Here is a 17,877-nt window from a genome sequence, read left to right as displayed (position 1 = left end):
CAATTATTGACCCCACTTATGAACCTCCGGACCGATGAACCGCCGGACAACCGAGGAGCACGCCAGGTCATGCACGCCGCCGTCCCCACCGCCTCACCACCACCCCGGCCCGCCGGCCGGGCCCTCGGCCGCTCCGGGCCGGCGCTCGCCGCCGCCTGCGCCGTGCTCGCGCTGTGGTACCTGGCCGCCCGGTCCGGGGTGGTGGCGCCGGGGCTGCTGCCCACCCCCGGCGAGACCGCCGCGGCCCTCGCGGACGGTGTGCGCAGCGGGGTGCTGGCCGCCGATCTCGCGGCCAGCCTGGCCCGCGCCGGACAGGGCTTCGCCCTCGGCGCCCTGGCGGGCGGCGTGCTCGGATTCGCCACCGGCTACCTGCCCGCGCTGTCGGCCGCCGTCACCCCGCTGGTGTCCTTCCTGCGCCCGATCCCCGCCATCGCCCTGGTCCCCCTGGCCACCGCCTGGTTCGGCATCGGCGAGACGGCCAAACGCCTGCTGATCGCGTACGCCGTCCTGCTCGCGGTCTGGCTGTACGTCCACGACGGGGTGTCCCGGGTCCCGGTGTCGCACCTGCGGGCCGCCCGCTCCCTCGGGGCCCCGCTGCACCGCCGGTTCACGGAGGTGCTGCTGCCCGCCGCCGCGCCCGCCCTGCTCGCCGCCCTGCGGTACGGGGCCTCGGTGGCCCTGCTCGCGCTGGTCGCGGCGGAACTGGGCGGTGCGGACAGCGGGTTGGCGTACCGGCTCCAGGTGGACGGGCAGTTCCTGCGCGTGGACCGGATGTTCGCGGGCCTGCTGGTCCTCGGGCTGGTGGGGGTGGCCGTCGACCTCCTCCTCGCCGCGGCGGGACGCCGGATCGTGCACTGGAGCGCGTCGTGAGCCTGGACGTACGGCTGGAGGGGGTGTCCGTGCGGTACGGGGCCGCCGCGGTGCTGGAGCGCACCGAACTCGACCTGCCCGCCGGGTCGTTCACGGCCCTGCTCGGGCCCAGCGGCTGCGGCAAGTCCACGGTGCTGGGCCTGGTGGCGGGGTTCGTCCGGCCCACCGGGGGGCGGGTGACGGCCGGTTCGGCCCCGGTGCGCGGGCCCGGCCCCGAGCGCGGGGTGGTCTTCCAGCACTACGCGCTCTTCCCCTGGCGCACCGCCCGCGGGAACGTCGAGTTCGCCCTCAAGCGGCTCGGGCTGCCGCGCGCGGAGCGGCGCCGACGCGCCCTCGCCGCCCTGGCGGAGGTCGGGCTCGAGGAGGGCGCGGAGAAGTACCCGGCGCAGCTGTCGGGCGGGATGCAGCAGCGGGTCGCCCTGGCCCGCGCGCTGGCCGCCGAACCCGAAGTCCTGCTGATGGACGAGCCGTTCGGCGCGCTCGACGCACTGACCCGGGCCCGGATGCAGGAGCTGCTGCGCGAGCTGTGGCGGCGCCGCGGCACCACCGTCCTGTTCGTCACCCACGACATCGACGAGGCGCTGGCCCTGGCCGGGCGGGTCGTCGTCCTCGGCGGCAGCCCCGGACGGGTGCTGGCCGACCACGCCGTACCGGACGGGCCGCCCGACCCGGCGCTGCGGTCCCTGATCGCCGACCGGCTCGGCGCCTCCTGAACCCCCTTTTCAAAACCCGGTTTTGAACCCCCTTCCCCTCCGGTGCACCTGCTCCCCCGATCCCCCGAAGGAATCCCCATGCGCAGACCCCTGGCCGCGGCCGCCCTGCTCACCGCGGCGGCGCTGCTCGGCGCCCTCACCACCGCCTGCACCGGCTCCCCCGGCGCGGCCGCCCCCGCGGGCGGGGGCCGGCCCGCCGTGTCCCTGGCCGCCAGCGACCACCTCGGCGGGGCCGCCGTCTACGTGGCCCAGGAGCGCGGGCTGTGGGCGGGCCACGGAGTCGACGCCACCGTCACCACCCACGCCACCGGGCGGGACGCGCTGAACGCCGTGCTCGGCGGGCAGGCCCAGCTCGGGGTGGTCGGCGACCTGCCCGCCGTCACCGCCGCCCTCGGCGGCCGCGGTCTGCGGATCGTCGCCGACCTGTCGCGCTTCTCCGACACCCGGCTGCTCACCCGCACGGACCGCCGCATCACCGGCTTCGCGGCGCTGAAGGGCCGCAGGGTCGGGGTCCCGCAGGGCACGAACGTGGAGTACGCCCTGTCGCGGATGCTCGCCTCGGCCGGCCTGGAGCCCGCCGACGTCACCGTGGTGAACCTCGCCCCGAACCAGGTCACCGCGGCGCTGGCCCGCGGGGACGTGGACGCCGGGGTCACCTTCCCCAGCTTCTACGGCTCCGCCCGCACCGCCCTCGGCGCGCGCTACGCCGAACTCCCCTTCCCCGGCTACACCGCCCGGACCCTGCTGGTCGCCGGCCCGGGGGCCGCCGACGCGGCCGTGCGGGCCGTCCTGCGGGCGCTGACCGCGGCCCAGCGGGAGATCGCCGCCGACCCGGCCGGGGCCCGGAAGGCCGTACTCGCGCAGTCCAAGGGCGCCCTCGAAGCCGCGTACGTGGAGGCCTTCCAGCCCCGCTACGGCTACGGCGCGACCCTCTCCCCCGGGCTGCTGGCCCACCTGGAGCAGGAGGCCAGCTGGGTGAAGGCCGCCCAGGGCCTGCCGGGAGCAGCCGACCGGGCCGCGCTGCTGGAGCACCTGGACCCGGGTCCGCTGAAGGCCGTCGCCCCGGCCGCCGTCACCCTCCCCTGAGCGGTGGCGCCCCGATCCCCCTCACCCGACCACGCCCGAACAGGAGACACCCCATGAGCACCGTCGACCAGAACACCCTGCGCCGCCGCGGTACCGGCCTGATCGCCCACGACCCCGGCCGCAGCCACGGCGGCTACACCCTCTACACGCCCATCACCAGCGCCGGCGAGATCCACCTCGTCGATATCGCGGGGCGGCCCGTGCACACCTGGAACTCCCCGCACCCGCCCGGCCGCCAGGCCCAGCTGCTGCCCGGCGGCAACCTCTTCTACGCCGCGAAGGACACCTCGGGCCCGAGCCTCTTCCCGATCTGGGACGTCTACCACGGCGGCATCCTCCAGGAGCTGGCCCCCGACTCCACGGTGGTCCGCGAGGTGCGCCACCCCTTCCACCACCACGACGCCTCGGTCCTGCGCAACGGCAACCTCCTCGTCACGGTCGTCGAGCCGCTCGCCCCCGCCGACGCGGCCCGCATCCGCGGCGGAATCCCCGGCTCCGAGGCGCCGGGCGGGGTGGTCTACGGGGACGTGGTCCTCGAACTGACCTGGGAGGGCGAGGAGGTGTGGCGCTGGGCCGCGATCGAGCACCTCGACCCCGAGGACTACCCGCTCGACCCGCACTTCGCCCGCGAGCACTGGCCGATGGCCAACACCGTGAACGAGACGGCCGACGGCTCGGTGGTCGTGGGCTTCCGCAGCGCGTCCTCGGTGGTGGCCGTGGACCGCGCGGACGGCTCCGTGCGGTGGCGGATCGGCCCGGACGTCCTGGCCCAGCAGCACCACCCGCACGAGCTGCCGGGCGGGACGCTGCTGGTCTTCGACAACGGCACCTACCGCGATACGACCTCGGTCCCGTACTCGCGGGTGCTGGAGCTGGACCCGCGCACGGGCGAGGAGGTCTGGTCGTACCAGGACAACCCGCCGCAGAACTTCTACAGCCCGTACATGTCCAGCGCGCAGCGGCTGCCGAACGGCAACACCTTCATCGCGGAGGGCTCCTTCGGGCGGCTCTTCGAGGTGACCCCCGGCGGGGAGGTGGTGTGGGAGTTCGTGGTGCCGCAGTTCCGGTCCTTCGGCGAGGGCGTGGGCCTGGAGTCCTCCGCGGGCGCCCAGAACTCCGTGTTCCGCGCCTACCGGTACGGGGCCCAGGAGGTGCCCTGGCTCTGAGGGGCGTACGGGTGCCGGGTGCCGACTCCCGGCACCCGGCACCCGAATCCCGGCTCAGGGCGCGAGGCGGTACGCGTGCGTGATGGTGCTGCGGTGGGTGTTGCCCGAGGTGTCCTTGACGTCCACGCGGTAGCTCGCGGACTTCGCGGCGGCGGGGTGCGCGACGGTCACCGAGCGGGCGCCCCGCGTACCGGTGGAGACCGTGAGGGCCCTCCAGGTGGCTCCCCCGTCGAAGGAGACGGAGACCGCGAGGGCGGCGAGGCGCCCGGCGCCGGCGGCGTGCCCGGCCACGTGGAGCGGCACCTTCAGGGTGCCGCCCGCGGGGGCCGTGCCGTTCAGGCGCAGCGCCGGGTTGAGCCGTACGGTCGACAGCGGGAGCTTCACGGCGGCGCCGCCGGAGGGGCGGGCCGAGGTGAAGGTCCACACGGCCGACACCTTCGTGCTCGTGGTCGAGACGGCGAGCGGCCGGGTGGCCTGCGTGGTGAGGCGGTACGCGGCCGCACCCGCCGGGAGTTCGGCGGTGAGCGAGCCCGGCGAGGAGCTCGTGGCGACGACCCGGCCGCCGGACTCCAGGCGGGTGAAGCCGTCGCCGAAGGACCCGCCCTCGTGTCCGGCGCCGTCGACGAACATCATGATGTTGGCGTCGAGCACGTCGCCGTCGCGCCGGACGCCCTGCTCGGTCCCGGCGCCCAGGTCCGGACCGGCCACGCCGGTGTTGAAGTTCAGCGCGTACCGCTTGCCCGGGGTGTAGGCCGCGGGCCGCGCGGTGTAGCCCAGGACCTCGTCGCCGCGGGCGTCGAACTGCGCCGCCGACCACTCCCAGCGCAGGTCGGCGGTATTGACGTACTGCGTGGCGGACAGCGGGAGGGCGGCCCGGAGCTGCGGGTGCGGTCCGGCGCTGAAGCCGGCCGCGGTGTACGGCTGGGCCTGCACCATGCCCTTGGCGCTGACGGAGGCGCCGACGGCGAGCCGGACCTCGGCGGTCTCGGCGCGGGTGACCGTGCGGGTCAGCCCCGTGAACCAGTTGCCCTTGCGGTGGAAGGCGAGGCGGTAGTCGGTGTTCCGTCCGGCGGCCCCGGGGACCTTCCAGACCCCGTGGAACAGAGCCTGCACCCCGGCGGAGTCGGGGCCGAGACCGGCGGTGCTGAAGCGGGTCCCGGCGCCGACGACCCAGGCGTTGCCGGTGAACACGGCCGGGACCTCGTAGCCCGCGGTGGTGGAGACCGGCTTCGCCGCCGGGTCGGGGGGCGTGACGGCGAAGGGCCTGGCCCTGCGGGCGTCGAGCGCGACGGTGGTCTTCCCGGCCACCTTCAGGAGCGGCTGGACGAACGCGGCGGTGCGGTTGCCGCTGCCCGGGCTGTGCACCAGGCCCTCCACCAGGTACTCGCCCTTGGGCAGCCGCTGGACGACCGTGCCGTTCGCGCGCTGCGGCAGGTCGGTCCGCTTGATGCCGTACGGGGTGCGGTTCATGAGCGAGGTCGTGTAGGCGGCGGTGGCGGCTCCGGTCTCGTCCGTGTGCCGGAACGTGACGTCGTACGACTCGGTCTCGCGGAGCGCCACGAGGGGCGTGCGCACCGACTGGCCGCCGCCCGCGGCGGTGACCGCGCCGCCGACCGTGCCGTCCGCCATGGCCCTGCGGGTGTCGAGGGTGGCGGTGGTCCCCGCCGTACCGCCCGCGGGGACGGTCAGCTGCGCACGGCCGAGCTTCAGGGTGCCGGCGGGCACCGCGCGGCCCGCCGCGTCCACGGCGGCGGCGGTCAGCTTCAGCGTGACCGCGCGGGTACCGAGGTTGCGGTAGACGAGGTTCCGGACCACCGGCCTGTCGTCGGCGTGCGGCCACAGCTGCGTACCGAAGTCCAGCGCGCCGGGCTCGGAGACCACGGAGGCCGTACGGGCCCGTACGAGGTCCACGCGGCCCGCGCCCTGCTGGTGCGGGACCAGCCCCGCCCGCGCCTTGGCGGAGCCCGTGAGCAGGGCCTTGACCCGGGCCCCGCTCCAGGTCGGGTGCTGCTGGAGGACGAGGGCGGCGGCGCCCGCGACGTGCGGGGCGGCCATCGACGTCCCCGACATGGGGACGTACCCGCCGGGCCCGGGGGGCGGGACGGTCTGGGTGCTCGCGGCGGCGAGGATGTCGACGCCGGGGGCCGTGACGTCGGGCTTGGAGGCTCCGGCGGCGGTCGGACCGCGGCTGGAGAACTCCGCGAGCTTGTCGCCCTTGTCGACGGCGCCGACGGTCAGGGCCGCGGGCGCGCTGCCCGGGGAGGCGATGCTGCCGGGCGCGTCGCCGCTGTTGCCCGCGCTGACCACGAACAGGGCCTTGGCGGAGAGCCGGGCGACCGCGGCCTCCTTCGGGTCCACCTGGGGCTCGTCCCCGCCGCCCAGGCTCATGTTGACCACCTTCGCGCCCTGGTCGACGGCCCACTGCATCCCGGCGACGATGGATGAATCGTCCCCCCAGCCGTCGTCGCCGAGCACCTTCCCGTCGATGAGCCGCACGCCGGGCGCCGCGCCCTTGTTGCGCCCCGCGGACTGCGCGCCCGAACCGGCGACGGTGGAGGCCACGTGCGTGCCGTGCCCGTAGCGGTCCTTCGCGTCGGGCGCGCCGCTGAAGTTCCGCTCGGCGACCTCCAGGCCGCGGAGGTCGGGGTGGTTCTGGTCGATGCCGGTGTCCAGCACCGCGACCTTGACCCCCTTGCCGGTGTACCCGGCCCGCCACATGGCGGGGGCCCCGATCTGGGGCACGCTCTTCTCCAGCGCAGCGCGGACCCTGCCGTCCAGCCAGAGGTGCGCGACGGGCGCGGTACGGGCCGCCCCGCCGGTCAGGGGCGCCCCCGCGGGTCCGGCGACCGCCGACCACAGGGCCGCCGTCGCCCCCTTGCGCACCTCGAAGGCCTCGCCGTTGACGGCGGGCAGCGCACGCCGGTCGCCCGCCACGGCGTCGAGCGCGCCCCGGAAGGCGGCGGAACCGCGCGCGGCGCCGTCGTCGCCGCGGTAGCCCACGATCAGCGGCAGCGTGCTGCGGCGCGCATCGTCGTACCCGTCGGCGACCAGCCGCGTCACGTCGAACAGCCGCCGGTCCAGGACGCCTTCGCCGAGCGGGCGCTGCGCGTCCTGCGGGACGACGTACGTGTGCCCGGCCTCGCGCCGTACGGAGAAGAGGACCCCGTCCCGGCCGGCGGCGGGGTCGATGCGCAGGACACGGCCGTCCGCGCCGACGTGCACCCTGTCCCCGGTGACGAGCGTGACGGTCGCCCGTACCCCCGCCCCGCCCTTCCCCGCCCCCGGGACGCTCTGCCAGCCGAAGTTCAGGGCCCCGGCCGTCCTCCCGTCCCCGGCCGCCTGCTCCGGTCCGCCCGCCCGCTGCGGTCCGTCAACCTGCCCGGCCGCGGCGGGCCCCGCACCCGCGATCAGCGCCCCCGCGACCGCGGCGGCGAGCACCGCGCCCCCTGCCCTCGACCTGCGTCGTCGTCCCACCCTGGTCTCCCCCGTCCGTGTGGCTGGACGCGCAGCCGCCCACGGCCGCGCATGGTCGTGCATGTCGTACGTGCTCGTGCCGAATCCCGAATTCCGGATGCCGGAACATACGCCCCCTATCACGCACGCGCGGCCCGATCGGTTCTCGGCGGCGGACGGGAATCCGGCGCGGCGGGGTCTTGGCCTGAGGGGCGGGGCGGCCTACGCTCTGCCCCTGAAGGGATTATTCAACTAGTTGCATAAACGTATGCCGAAACAGCAGCCAGGAGGAGCCGTGAACCCGTTCCGCACCGCCGTCGAGAACCGGGACGCCGCCGCCATCGAGGAGCTCCTCGCCGACGGGGTCGTCTTCACCAGCCCGGTCGCCTTCAAGCCCTACGCCGGCAAGCCCGTCACGGCGGCGATCCTGCGCGCCGTGATGCGGGTCTTCGAGGACTTCCGGTACGTCCGCGAGATCGGCGAACCGGGCGCCCGCGACCACGCCCTCGTCTTCACCGCCACCGTGGACGGCAAGCAGATCCAGGGCTGCGACTTCCTGCACTTCGACGAGGACGGCAGGATCGACGAGTTCACCGTCATGGTCCGCCCGCTGTCCGCCGCCCAGGCCCTGGCCGCGGCGATGGGCGCCCAGTTCGAGCAGATCAGCCGCGAGGCGGCGGCCGGGGCCACGGCGGACTGACACCCCGGCGCGGACGGACCCGCGTCGGCGGGGGCCCGGGCCCCGGCCGACGGGATGTCGGACGCGGACGGCTGCGCGGCCGCCCCCTCGTACCCGGCTCCTTCGACCCGGCGGACCACGGCCTGGAGGTCGAGGACCCCTCCCCCGGCGCGGTAGCCGCACCTCCGGCCCCCGGGCGGCCCGAGGGGTAGGGCGGGGCCGGGAGGGTAGGGGACGGGTACGGGCGTCTCGGCCCCGGGAGCTGCCATGACCGGTTACCACCGCTACCACCTGGACCAGAGCGGCCACTCCCTCACCGTCGTGCACGATGCGCGCAGGCGGCGCGCCGAGGTGTGGGTGAACGGCAAGACGGTGGCCGCGACGGGTACGCACCCCGGTGCCGTCACGGTGCTGGAGGCCGTACTGCCCACCGATCCCGCCACCCCCTTCCTCGTCCGGCTCGGACCCGGCGCCCTGGACGGGGTACCGCTGTGCGTGCTGGAGACCGGGGGGCGGCGCTGTCTGATGCCGTCGGCGGCGGACGGGCGGGCGGACGGGCCGGGCGGGCCCGGGGGACGCCCGCCGCCGCCCAGGACGCCCGGCGAACTGCTCCTCCGGTGGCGGGACCGCTACCGCAGGCGGCACCGGGAGCGGCCGGAGCCGTGACGCGCAGGACGGCGCGGACCCGGCACCGTCTGCGCCGTGTCGGTCCGGCGGGACGCGGGGGGCGCGGGGAGGATGGCGGGGAGGCGTGCGGCCGCACGGGCCCGCGCCGGAGCAGCCGGGTACGGGTGTACGCGGTGGGACGGAGCAGCCGTGGCCGGGACCGATGCGGTGTTGGCGCGGCTGCTGGCGGACTCGCACCGGGCGTCCGCCGCCGATCTGCCCGCCCTGGTGGACGCCGCCGCGCGCGTCATGGGGTTCGGCGGGGCCGCCATCTACCTGGCCGACCTCCAGCAGGTGCGGCTGGTGGCCCTGGGGCGGCCGGCGGAGGCCGGGGACGTCCTCGAGATCGACTCCTCCCTGGGCGGCCTCGCGTACCGCTCCCAGCGGGTGCAGCACTCCCGCGACTCGGGCGCGCACTGGCTGCCGATGATCGACGGGATCGAGCGGGTCGGGGTGCTCAGGGCCACGGCGGGGGCCGCGGCGCAGGAACCCCCCGCCGGGACGGCCGCCGGAGAGACGGCCGCCGGCGGGGCCCCCGCCGGGCTGATCGCCGCCGGGGAGGCCCTGGCCGCGCTCGCCACCCTGCTGGTGGTCTCGAAGTCGCTGCACGACGACCTGCTGATCCGGCGCGAGCGCGCCCGCCCGATGACCGTGCAGGCCGAACTGCTCTGGGCGTTCCTGCCCCCGCGGACCATCGGGACCGCGGACGTCACCTCGTCCGCCGTGCTGGAGCCGGCGTACGACATCGGCGGCGACGCCTTCGACCACAACCTGACCGACGGCTCCCTCCACGTGACCCTGCTGGACGCCATGGGCCACGACCTGGCCTCCGGCGGGGCGAGCGCCGCCGGGCTCGCCGCCTGCCGCGCCACCCGGCGCTCCGGCGGGACCCTGACCGAGATCGCCACCGCCATCGAGGAGACCCTGGACCGCTGGATCCCGGGCCGCCTGATGACCGCCGTCCTCGCCCGGCTCGACACCGCGGACGGGCAGCTCTCCTGGATCAACTGCGGGCATCCCCCGCCGCTGCTGATCAGGGGCGGCCGCGTCCTCCACCAGCACCTCGAACGCACCCCGCAGCTGCCGCTCGGCCTCGGCTTCCACACCGGCACCCCGCCCGCGGTGCACCACGCCCGGCTGGAACCGGGCGACCGCGTGCTCCTGTACAGCGACGGGGTCACGGAGGCCCGCGCGCCCGACGGCGGACTGTTCGGCGAACGGCGCCTGGCCGACGCCGTCATCCGCTCGATGGCGGCCGGGGAGAGCGCCCCCGAGGCCCTGCGCCGGCTGGTCCAGGACGTGCTCGCGCACCAGAACCACCGGCTGAGCGACGACGCGACCATCCTGCTCACCGAATGGCACCCGTCGTAGGCACAGCGGGCGTACGGCTCAGGATCAGAGGTCCAGCAGGACGGCGTACGCCAGGAAGAACAGGGCGCAGGCCACGGCCACCAGGCAGATCACCGCCAGGGGTCCGGCGGCCCAGCCGCGGGTCGGGGGCCGGTACGGGCCGGTGCCGGGGCCGGTGCCGGACTCCCCCGGCGGGGTCTCCCCGGGCGGCACCCCGCCCCTGCCCGGCTCGGGTGCGGATGCGGACATGGCTCTGCCTCCTCGGACGCGCGCCCGGCTCCGGCACCCCTGCGGTGCCGCGGCCCCCGGGCGCCCGGGCGGCACCTACCCGCGGGCCGGCGGGCCACTCCCGTGCCCCGCCGGCCGCTGCGGGCGGCTTCCGGTCAGCGCCTGCCCAGGGCTCCGAGATCGTGTGCGTAGCGCCCGGCCGCGTCGGCGATGACGTCGATGTTGACGTCGAAGGAGCGCATGTCGATGTTGGTGAGGTCGTCGCCGGGCTTGTGGTGGTTGACGTCGTAGGCGGTGCCCGCCGAGCCGCCGAACTTCGCCGCCTGGGCCTCGGTCTTGATGCCGTCCGAGCCCGAGAAGATGCCGCCGGAGGGGATGCCGGCCGTGAGGAAGGGCCCGAAGTCCGTCAGGGCCGCGAAGTCGGTGCCCTCGTGCGGGACGCCCTTCGCGTCGAGGAAGTCGGTGATGCCCTTCTCGATCTGGGCGGATCCCTCCGGGCCGGGGCCCGCGCCGACGCGGTCGGAGTCGTCCCCGTCGTTGACGAAGAAGGCGCCGTTCGGCGAGGCGATCGTCTCGAAGTTCAGGTAGAGCCGCAGCTGCGCGCGCTGCTCCGGCGTCAGGGCGGCGAGGTACGCCTGCGAGCCCGCGACGCCGAACTCCTGCCCCGACCACCAGGCGAACCGCACCTTGTTGCCCACGCGGTCCTGGGACTTGGCGAGCTTCAGCGCGACCTGGAGGAGCCCGGCCGAGCCGGAGCCGTTGCCGTTGATGCCGGGGGTGTCGTGCTGCGAGTCGAGGTAGGCGCCCAGCAGGACGGTGTCGGCCGCGTCCCCGCCGCGGGTCTCCGCGACCAGGTTGAAGCTGCGGCGGTTCTCGCGCAGTTCGTGGATGTCGAGGGTGACCGTCACCGGCCCGGCGGCGGCCTCCGCCGTCAGGGCCGCGCCGTCCTCCTGGCTGATCCCGCCGGTGGGGATGCGGGCGAGGGAGGAGTCCCCGATGGTCCCGTTGATCTTGCCGGAGGTGTTGTTGTAGACGATCGCGCCGAGCGCGCCCGCCGCGTGCGCGTTGCCCTGTTTGACGGCGAAGGCGCAGCCGCCGCGCTTGACCAGGGCGATCCTGCCGGTGAACGCGCCCGGTGCGAAGTCGCCCGGCTCGCACCCGTGGGTGTTGTCGGCGTCGACGGGGACCACGGCCAGCTCCCCGGTGACCCCGCCCTCGGGGCTGCGGGCCGTGAACGCCATCAGCTGGACGGCGACCTCGCGCGGGGTGGGCGAGTCGACGGTGAGGGACTCGGCGAGGTCCTCGGTGTAGACGAACCCGAACTCCTGGCGGGAGAGCCGGTAGCCGGCGTTGCGCAGCGCCGCCTCCACGTACGCGGCCGAGGCCTCGTGGCCCTTCGAGCTCGCGACCCGGTCGCCGCCGTTGTAGTCCGCGGCCGACTGCAGGGCCCGCAGGTGCCGGAGGGCGTCCTTGGCCGTGGACTCCCGGACGAGTTGTGCCGCCAGGGCCGCGCCCCGCGCGGCGGCGGCCCGGCCGGGGTCTTCGGCGCCCGCGCTGGCGGGCCCGGCGAGGAGCAGCGGGGAGACGAGTGCGGCGGCGGCCAGGGTGGCGGTCGCCGCGGCGGTACGACGTGCGGACATGGCTGGGTGCCCTCTCACGGCAGGTCGAACGGACCGGTCGGCAGGGCCGTGGTCGGCGGTCGACGATCGGGAAGAACGTGCGTGGCGGGAGGAGATCGAGGCACGCTAGCGCTGCGGCGGGCCCCTGCCAAGGAGAAGATCCGAGCCGGGCCGGGCGCCCCGATTATTGGCCGAGATGCGGCGGGCACACGGCTGAGGACGGCTGCCGGTTCACAACTCACCTATTTTTATTGGAAGTTGGCTGGTTCGCGCCCCTGACACTCTCTCGGCTGATCCCGTATCCATTGACGTGAGCGCCGGTGAGCCCCACCGCGTGCCGACAGGACAGTGCGCCCGAGGGCGCCGGTAGCGCGGGGGTGGCAGACCAGTGCTGGCCAGAACCGAAAGATCCTCGGCAGACCCCGTCCCCGGTGCTCCGGCGGACCCCGACTTACCCGGCTGTCCCGGGCCCGCCCCCGACCCTGGCGGCGGGGGCGGGCCGGCCGACGGTCCGGCGTACCGGATCCTGGGACCCCTGGAGGTCCACCGGGACGGGGTGCTCTGCACGCCCAGCTCCCTGAAGCGGCGCGCCCTGCTCACGCTGCTGCTGCTGCACGCCAACCGCCGCTTCCCGATCTGCTCCCTGATCGGTGAGCTGTGGGACGACCGGCCGCCGCGCTCGGCGGTGGCGACGGTGCAGATGTACGTGTCCGGGCTGCGCCGCGTCCTCGCCCCCGAGCACAGCCGCGGGGGCGGCGACCCCCGCCGCCACCCCCTGCTGCTCACCTACGGCAACGGCTACCTGCTGCGCGTACAGCCGGGGGAGCTGGACCTCGACCGGTTCCGCACGCTGGCCGCGCGCGGCCGGGAACTACGGGCCTCGGGGCACTGCACCACCGCGGCAGAATCGTTTCACCGGGCCCTGTCCCTCTGGCGGGGCACCCCCTTCGGGGACCTCGGACCCGCCTGCCTCCCCGCGCACTACACCGTCCGTCTCGAAGAGGAGCGGCTCGCCCTCGTCCACGACCGGATCGGCGCCGACATCTGCAGCGGCCGGGCCCGCGAGGTGGTCGGCGAGCTGGAGGAGCTGTGCGCGCGCCACCCGCTGCGCGAGGACTTCCACGAGCAGCTGATGCTCGCCCTGGCCGCCGCGGGCCGCCGCGCCGAGGCCCTGCACGCCTATGCCCGGGCCCGCCGCACCGTGGTGGAGGACACCGGCATGGAACCGGGTCCGGGCCTGCGGGCGGCCCAGCAGGCCCTGCTGCGCGGGGACCGGCCCGACAACACCCGGCACGACGGCTGCCGCCCGGCGGGCGCACTCCGGCCGGCGGCGCTCAGCGGCTGAGGGGCACGAGGCAGCACCTCCGCGGGGCAACGGACGCCAGTACGCACAGACAGCGGTACGCCGGTACGCGTCCTCCGCGTACCGGCGTACCCGTATGCCCGTGGAGCCCGGCCCGGCCCGGCCCCGCTCAGCCCCCGAGGCTCCAGTCGAGCCGCCGCCGGAAGTACACGAGGGGGTCGTCCTCCGCCACCGCGCAGCCGACCACCTCGCCCACCACGATCACGTGGTCGCCGTGCGGGAGCACCGCCCCCGCCCGGCACTTCGCGTACACCGGGACGCCCGCCAGCCGCGGCACCGTACCGTCCCAGTCCCAGAGCACGTCGGCGAACTTGTCCCCGGAGCTGCCCGCGAAGGTCCTCGCCAGCGCCGCGTGGCTGCGCGCCAGCAGGTGGACGCCGAAGTACGCGTCCGGCCCCGCCGTGATCTCCCGGCAGGTCCGGGAGGTGCGCGCCAGCGCCACGAGCAGCGACGGCGGGTCCGCGCTGTACGAGCAGACGGAGGAGACGAGCAGCCCCGAGGGCCGGCCGTCGCCCCGCCGGGCGGAGACCACCGCCACCCCGGAGACCAGCCGCGACATCGCCTCGGTGAACGCGGCCGCCGGTACGGTCGCGCCGGTCCCGCGCTCCCGCTGCGCCTCACGCTGGCGTTCCTGCCCGCGCTCCTGCTGCTTCTCCTGCTGACGGAGGTCCATCCCGGCCCCTACGCGTGCGCGCGCTCGGCCGCGCGCAGGCAGGTCTCCCGGCGGCTGCGGGCCTCTTCGTCCTCGGTCACGGCGAGGACCGCGTCGAAGTCGGCCACCGCCCGGGCCGGGCTGCCCGCCGCCTCGTGGACCACGCCCCGGTTGAACCGGAACTCCGGACGGTCCTCCAGCCCCACCGCCCGGTTGAAATCGGCCAGTGCGGTGGCCAGGTCCCCTTCCAGATAGGCGAGTTCGCCCTTGATCGCCCAGGCCTCGGCCAGTTCCGGATCGAGGCGCAGGGCCGCGTCGAGGGAGCTGCGGGCCTCGGCCGTGCGGCCCTCCTCCCCCCAGAGCCGGCCCCGGAGGCAGAGCAGATGGGGGTGTTCGGCGTCGATCAGCAGCCCTGCCTCGACATCGGCGAGGGCCGCCTTGGCCTCGCCCTGGTCGGCCAGCAGGCCCGCGCGGGCGAGGAGGGCCTCCAGGTTGCCCGGCTCCAGTTCGAGGGCCCGGTCGAAGTCGGCCAGCGCGCCGTCGAGGTCGCCGAGTTCGCGCCGGGCCTCGCCGCGGTTGTAGTGCACCTCGGGGAAGGGCGCTTCCAGGGTGAGTGCCCGCTCGTAGTCGGCGATGGCCTCCTCGATGCGGCCGAGCCGGCGGAGCATGCTCCCGCGGTTGAAGTAGTGGTCGGCGAAGTCGTGGTCCAGGTCCATGATCGAGGCGTAGTCCTCGAGGGCGTCCTCGAGCCGGCCGCTCATGCCGTTGACCTGGGCGCGGTTGTAGCGCAGGCCGACGCGGTGCCAGGTCCGCTCGCCGATGCCGAGCTCGCGGTCGAGCCGCTCGATGCCCTCGTCCAGCAGCCTCAGGGCCTCGTCGGGGCGGCCCGCGCGGACCTCGACCAGGGCGAGGCCGTTGCGGTTGAACACGGAGAAGAAGGCGCGCTCCTTCGGGTCCGTCAGCAGGTCCGAGATCGCGATGGCCTGGTTGACGTACGCGCGGGCGCGGCGCTCGTCGCGCAGCTCCGGCGGGAAGTGGCGGGCGTACAGCATGCCCGTCTCGTAGGCGAGGCTCATGTGGTGCTTGGGCATGGTGGTCTGCGAGCGCGCCTCCTCCTGGACGACGGCGGACTCCTCCGGCCGTCCGGCAGCGGCCAGGCACACGCCCGTCTCGCGGGTGAAGGGCCACCACAGTTCGGGCCGGACGCCGGGGCCCGTGCGGTGGCGGCCCTCCTCGCCCATCTCGGCCGCCGCGTGGTAGAAGCCCAGGTACTTGCAGCGGAGCTGGGCCTGGCGCAGGGCGTCGAGTCCGGCGCCGTCGCCGTCGCTGCCGCGCAGCAGGTGGTACGGGAGGGTGCCCAGCCGGAGCGAGGGCTCCTCCTCGGCGCGGGCGGCGACCTCCTCGGCCCGGCGGTCGTGCAGGGCGGCGCGCTCGGGGCCGGTGAGGGCCTCGTACGCGGCGCGCAGCGCGGGCTCGTCGCTGATGCAGTCCCCGTCCACGTACCGGGCCGCGGCCTCGGCCAGGCCGCCGGCCCCGGCGCCGTCGGCAGCGGGCCCGTCGTACCCGGCGCCCGCGGGGGTCCCGGGGTGGTGGACGCGGGTGGTGCGCACGGCGAGCTCCGCGGGCAGGGACACGGAGACCATGCCCGGCTGGTCGGCGAGCTCCGGGGTGTCGGTGGCGACGACCAGGGTGAGGAGTTCGGCGGGGATCCGGCGCAGGGCGGCGGCGAGGAACTCGTGGTCGGTGACGTCCGCGTGCTGCACGTTCTCCACGACGAGGGTGCGCGGGCCGTCCGCGGCCCCGGGGAGGGCCGCGAGCAGGAAGTCCACGAGCCCGTGCGAGATGCGCAGCGAGTGCAGCCGGGCCGGGTAGCGGCTGGCCTCGCCCGGGGCGTTGGCGGCCTTCTCCAGGGCGCGCGCCCGCGGCGGTACGAGGTGCTCCAGTTCCGGGGTGCTCTCCTGGAGCTCGATGTAGTGGCGGGCGGCCAGTTCGGGCATCCGGCGCAGCGCCTCGGGGGCGACCTGCCGCAGCAGCGCACCCGCCGCGGAGTAGGGCCCGCGCAGCCGCCGGTGCGCGTCGACCACGGCCAGGGGTGCGGGCAGGCCGAGCCCGGCCCGCAGCCGGTCGCGTTCACGGCGCAGGGGGGCCGCGATCCAGTAGTGGCCGGTCATGAGCCTGCCTTTCGTGGGGACCGGCGGGGGCGTCCGCCGGCCTGTGACGTGGTGTGTTCCGCCCGGATGGGTGGCGGCTTCCGTCAGTCGATGACGTGGTGGGTGCGGGAGGTGCGGGCGCGCAGGCGTTCCCGGGCGGCGATCCAGATCGTCAGGGCGGTCTGCCAGAAGGCCATGATGAGGAAGGCCGAGGAGTCCAGCAGTTCGACCCAGCTGGAGTCCTCGCCGCCGAAGCGCCTGACGGCCCCGGAGACCATCTCCACGAAGACGGGGGCGAGGGCCAGCAGGAAGGTGCCGAGGCTGAAGGTGTAGCCGCCGACGATCAGCCAGGAGTACCAGCGGGCCGCCCGGCGGTCGACGGGGTGCCACAGGGATTCGTCCGCCAGTCCCTCGGTGCGCCCGCGCAGCCGCAGGTAGCGGTTGCGCAGCAGGCGTACCGACGTGGTGTGCAGGTCCACGCAGCCGAGCATGGTGGTGATCAGCACGTACACGTCGGTGCGCAGGTAGAGGAAGAACTGCCACGCCACCCGCAGCAGGGCGGCGAAGGCCACCGCGAGGAGGACGCGGCTGGCGGTGGTGTCGGCGCCGCCGGGGCCGCGGGCGGCGTCGGCGGCGGTGACGAGGAGGGAGACGAGGACGACGTCGGCGACCATCCCGGCGACGATCGGCAGGTAGCGCTTGCGGCGTTCCACGGCGACGAGCCCGTCCAGGGCCGTTTCGACCACGAGGAAGTAGAAGCGGTGCGACAGCCTGGTCTTGGAGCCGACGCCCAGGCGCCGGGCGGCCAGGGCGTGGAAGCACTCGTGGATGGCGATCAGGGGTACCGCGGCGACCAGCATGACCAGGTTGATGACGGCGTAGTACTCGCTGAACAGCATGTCGTGCGCGGTCGGTACGAGGTCCGGGGAGCGGATCGTGCGCCAGAGCGCCCAGGCGGTGATCAGCCCGTAGCAGATCCAGGCGGGCGGGGAGAACAGGGCGCGGCCGAGCCGCTGCCAGCGCAGCGGGCCCGTCTGCGCGGGCTCCTCGCCCTCCTCGCGGACGAAGCCGAGTTCGCGCAGCGCGCCGATGATGTCGTCCACGTCGACCTGTTCGCCGTACTCGGCGGCGTACCAGTCGGCGGCCTGGGACGGGGTGGCGCCGGCTTCGAGGCGGCGCACCAGGTGGGCGCCGTCGGGCGGGAAGATCCCGTAGGAGTCCGTGTCGGGCCGCCCGATGGTGACCTCGTCGCCGTCCTCCAGGTAGACCAGCGGGTGGAACGGCAGGGGCGCGTCTGCGTCGCTGCGGGTGCCGTGCTCCGGCATGGGGCCTCCCTCGGGCTTGCGGTCCGGACCCGGCTGCGGGCGGGCCCGCCGCCCGGGAGGCGCCGTCGTGCCGGCGGACGGCCCGAGTCGCCTCGGGCGGTCCGGGACACGACGGCGCCGGACCCCGGCTGATCAGGTGCCGGGGCTCAACTGATCCGAGATCAGCTGGGGTTGGTGTAGACGTCGCACGCCGAGGAGGTCAGGCGGACCGGACCGGCCTTGCGGACCTGGATCTTCTTCATGGGAATCTCCTTCACATCAGTGGGTGATGCGGACGTGTCCATCCTGGCGAGGGCCGCCATCGTTTCCCCAAATCTCCGCCAAACGCTGCACGGGCGGGCACGGAGCGGGGCGCACGGGCGTGGGCACCAGGGGCTCGGCAGGGGGAATTTGACTCCTCCCCTCCCTGAAGGGAGGGGATTCCTAGCTCACTTCGCCTGACCGTCAGCGACGGGCAGGTCTTACAAGATCAGCGCTAGCCGGGTACGAGACCAGCCCGGACGAGCATCACGCGGGCGGAGTTCTTGTCCCTGGGGGACACGGTTCCGCAGGCGGTA

At 75.2% G+C, this 17,877-nt stretch carries 14 protein-coding genes; 8 read left to right on the top strand and 6 right to left on the bottom strand.

Going from position 1 to position 17,877, the window contains the following annotated elements; genetic code table 11:
* Positions 1 to 69: 69 nt before the first annotated feature.
* From ACZ7JZ_RS30280 to ACZ7JZ_RS30265, 4 genes are all read left to right on the top strand, one after another.
* Positions 70 to 870 (top strand): ABC transporter permease, encoded by an 801-nt coding sequence (locus ACZ7JZ_RS30280; protein ID WP_470944923.1) that lies wholly within the window; start codon positions 70 to 72, stop codon positions 868 to 870.
* Positions 867 to 1,583 (top strand): ABC transporter ATP-binding protein, encoded by a 717-nt coding sequence (locus tag ACZ7JZ_RS30275; RefSeq protein ID WP_470944922.1) that lies wholly within the window; start codon positions 867 to 869, stop codon positions 1,581 to 1,583. The genes ACZ7JZ_RS30280 and ACZ7JZ_RS30275 overlap by 4 nt, the downstream gene beginning before the upstream one ends.
* Positions 1,584 to 1,661: 78 nt before the next feature.
* Positions 1,662 to 2,669: an ABC transporter substrate-binding protein gene (locus tag ACZ7JZ_RS30270; RefSeq protein WP_470944919.1), complete on the top strand. Its 1,008-nt coding sequence runs from the start codon at positions 1,662 to 1,664 to the stop codon at positions 2,667 to 2,669.
* A gap of 53 nt (positions 2,670 to 2,722) precedes the next feature.
* Entirely contained in the window at positions 2,723 to 3,835 is a 1,113-nt protein-coding gene (locus ACZ7JZ_RS30265; RefSeq protein ID WP_470944917.1) for an aryl-sulfate sulfotransferase, read from the top strand.
* Positions 3,836 to 3,889: 54 nt separating this feature from the next.
* Here the strand turns inward: ACZ7JZ_RS30265 and ACZ7JZ_RS30260 are convergent, their stop codons facing one another.
* Positions 3,890 to 7,309: a S8 family serine peptidase gene (locus ACZ7JZ_RS30260; RefSeq protein ID WP_470944914.1), complete on the bottom strand. Its 3,420-nt coding sequence runs from the start codon at positions 7,307 to 7,309 to the stop codon at positions 3,890 to 3,892.
* 274 nt (positions 7,310 to 7,583) lie between these two features.
* Here ACZ7JZ_RS30260 and ACZ7JZ_RS30255 point away from each other — a divergent pair, with 274 nt between their 5' ends.
* From ACZ7JZ_RS30255 to ACZ7JZ_RS30245, 3 genes are all read left to right on the top strand, one after another.
* On the top strand, positions 7,584 to 7,988 hold the full coding sequence (locus ACZ7JZ_RS30255) for a nuclear transport factor 2 family protein (protein WP_470944913.1): 405 nt from the start codon (positions 7,584 to 7,586) through the stop codon (positions 7,986 to 7,988).
* A gap of 246 nt (positions 7,989 to 8,234) precedes the next feature.
* Positions 8,235 to 8,633, top strand: a complete 399-nt coding sequence (locus ACZ7JZ_RS30250; protein ID WP_470944911.1) for a hypothetical protein — start codon at positions 8,235 to 8,237, stop codon at positions 8,631 to 8,633.
* A gap of 150 nt (positions 8,634 to 8,783) precedes the next feature.
* Entirely contained in the window at positions 8,784 to 10,004 is a 1,221-nt protein-coding gene (locus tag ACZ7JZ_RS30245; protein ID WP_470944908.1) for a PP2C family protein-serine/threonine phosphatase, read from the top strand.
* A gap of 24 nt (positions 10,005 to 10,028) precedes the next feature.
* On the opposite strand, the gene ACZ7JZ_RS30240 is transcribed toward ACZ7JZ_RS30245, so the two are convergent.
* A complete protein-coding gene (locus ACZ7JZ_RS30240; protein ID WP_470944906.1) occupies positions 10,029 to 10,232 on the bottom strand; it encodes a DUF6480 family protein in 204 nt (67 codons plus the stop codon).
* 134 nt (positions 10,233 to 10,366) lie between these two features.
* Complete coding sequence (locus ACZ7JZ_RS30235) at positions 10,367 to 11,851, bottom strand: M28 family peptidase (RefSeq protein WP_470944903.1); 1,485 nt, start codon at positions 11,849 to 11,851, stop codon at positions 10,367 to 10,369.
* Between the two features lie 535 nt (positions 11,852 to 12,386).
* On the opposite strand from ACZ7JZ_RS30235, the gene ACZ7JZ_RS30230 reads away from it, so the two are divergent.
* Positions 12,387 to 13,175: an AfsR/SARP family transcriptional regulator gene (locus tag ACZ7JZ_RS30230; RefSeq protein ID WP_470944901.1), complete on the top strand. Its 789-nt coding sequence runs from the start codon at positions 12,387 to 12,389 to the stop codon at positions 13,173 to 13,175.
* Positions 13,176 to 13,302: 127 nt separating this feature from the next.
* Here ACZ7JZ_RS30230 and ACZ7JZ_RS30225 read toward each other — a convergent pair whose 3' ends face one another.
* From ACZ7JZ_RS30225 to ACZ7JZ_RS30215, 3 genes are all read right to left on the bottom strand, one after another.
* Positions 13,303 to 13,866: a flavin reductase family protein gene (locus ACZ7JZ_RS30225; protein ID WP_470944898.1), complete on the bottom strand. Its 564-nt coding sequence runs from the start codon at positions 13,864 to 13,866 to the stop codon at positions 13,303 to 13,305.
* Positions 13,867 to 13,874: 8 nt separating this feature from the next.
* A complete protein-coding gene (locus ACZ7JZ_RS30220) occupies positions 13,875 to 16,016 on the bottom strand; it encodes a tetratricopeptide repeat protein (RefSeq protein WP_470944896.1) in 2,142 nt (713 codons plus the stop codon).
* 83 nt (positions 16,017 to 16,099) lie between these two features.
* Positions 16,100 to 17,320: a hypothetical protein gene (locus ACZ7JZ_RS30215; protein ID WP_470944894.1), complete on the bottom strand. Its 1,221-nt coding sequence runs from the start codon at positions 17,318 to 17,320 to the stop codon at positions 16,100 to 16,102.
* Between the last annotated feature and the right edge of the window lie 557 nt (positions 17,321 to 17,877).

The sequence above is a fragment of the Streptomyces sp. NPDC038213 genome, from assembly GCF_055600495.1.
This window is presented reverse-complemented; position numbering and strand designations above follow the sequence as displayed.

Bases quoted from the DNA above. Each gene is read 5' to 3' on its own strand.
- ACZ7JZ_RS30280 (WP_470944923.1), top strand. From the start codon at position 70: ATGCACGCCGCCGTCCCCACCGCCTCACCACCACCCCGGCCCGCCGGC.
- ACZ7JZ_RS30215 (WP_470944894.1), bottom strand. From the start codon at position 17,320: ATGCCGGAGCACGGCACCCGCAGCGACGCAGACGCGCCCCTGCCGTTC.
- ACZ7JZ_RS30240 (WP_470944906.1), bottom strand. From the start codon at position 10,232: ATGTCCGCATCCGCACCCGAGCCGGGCAGGGGCGGGGTGCCGCCCGGG.
- ACZ7JZ_RS30265 (WP_470944917.1), top strand. From the start codon at position 2,723: ATGAGCACCGTCGACCAGAACACCCTGCGCCGCCGCGGTACCGGCCTG.
- ACZ7JZ_RS30225 (WP_470944898.1), bottom strand. From the start codon at position 13,866: ATGGACCTCCGTCAGCAGGAGAAGCAGCAGGAGCGCGGGCAGGAACGC.
- ACZ7JZ_RS30235 (WP_470944903.1), bottom strand. From the start codon at position 11,851: ATGTCCGCACGTCGTACCGCCGCGGCGACCGCCACCCTGGCCGCCGCC.
- ACZ7JZ_RS30270 (WP_470944919.1), top strand. From the start codon at position 1,662: ATGCGCAGACCCCTGGCCGCGGCCGCCCTGCTCACCGCGGCGGCGCTG.
- ACZ7JZ_RS30250 (WP_470944911.1), top strand. From the start codon at position 8,235: ATGACCGGTTACCACCGCTACCACCTGGACCAGAGCGGCCACTCCCTC.
- ACZ7JZ_RS30220 (WP_470944896.1), bottom strand. From the start codon at position 16,016: ATGACCGGCCACTACTGGATCGCGGCCCCCCTGCGCCGTGAACGCGAC.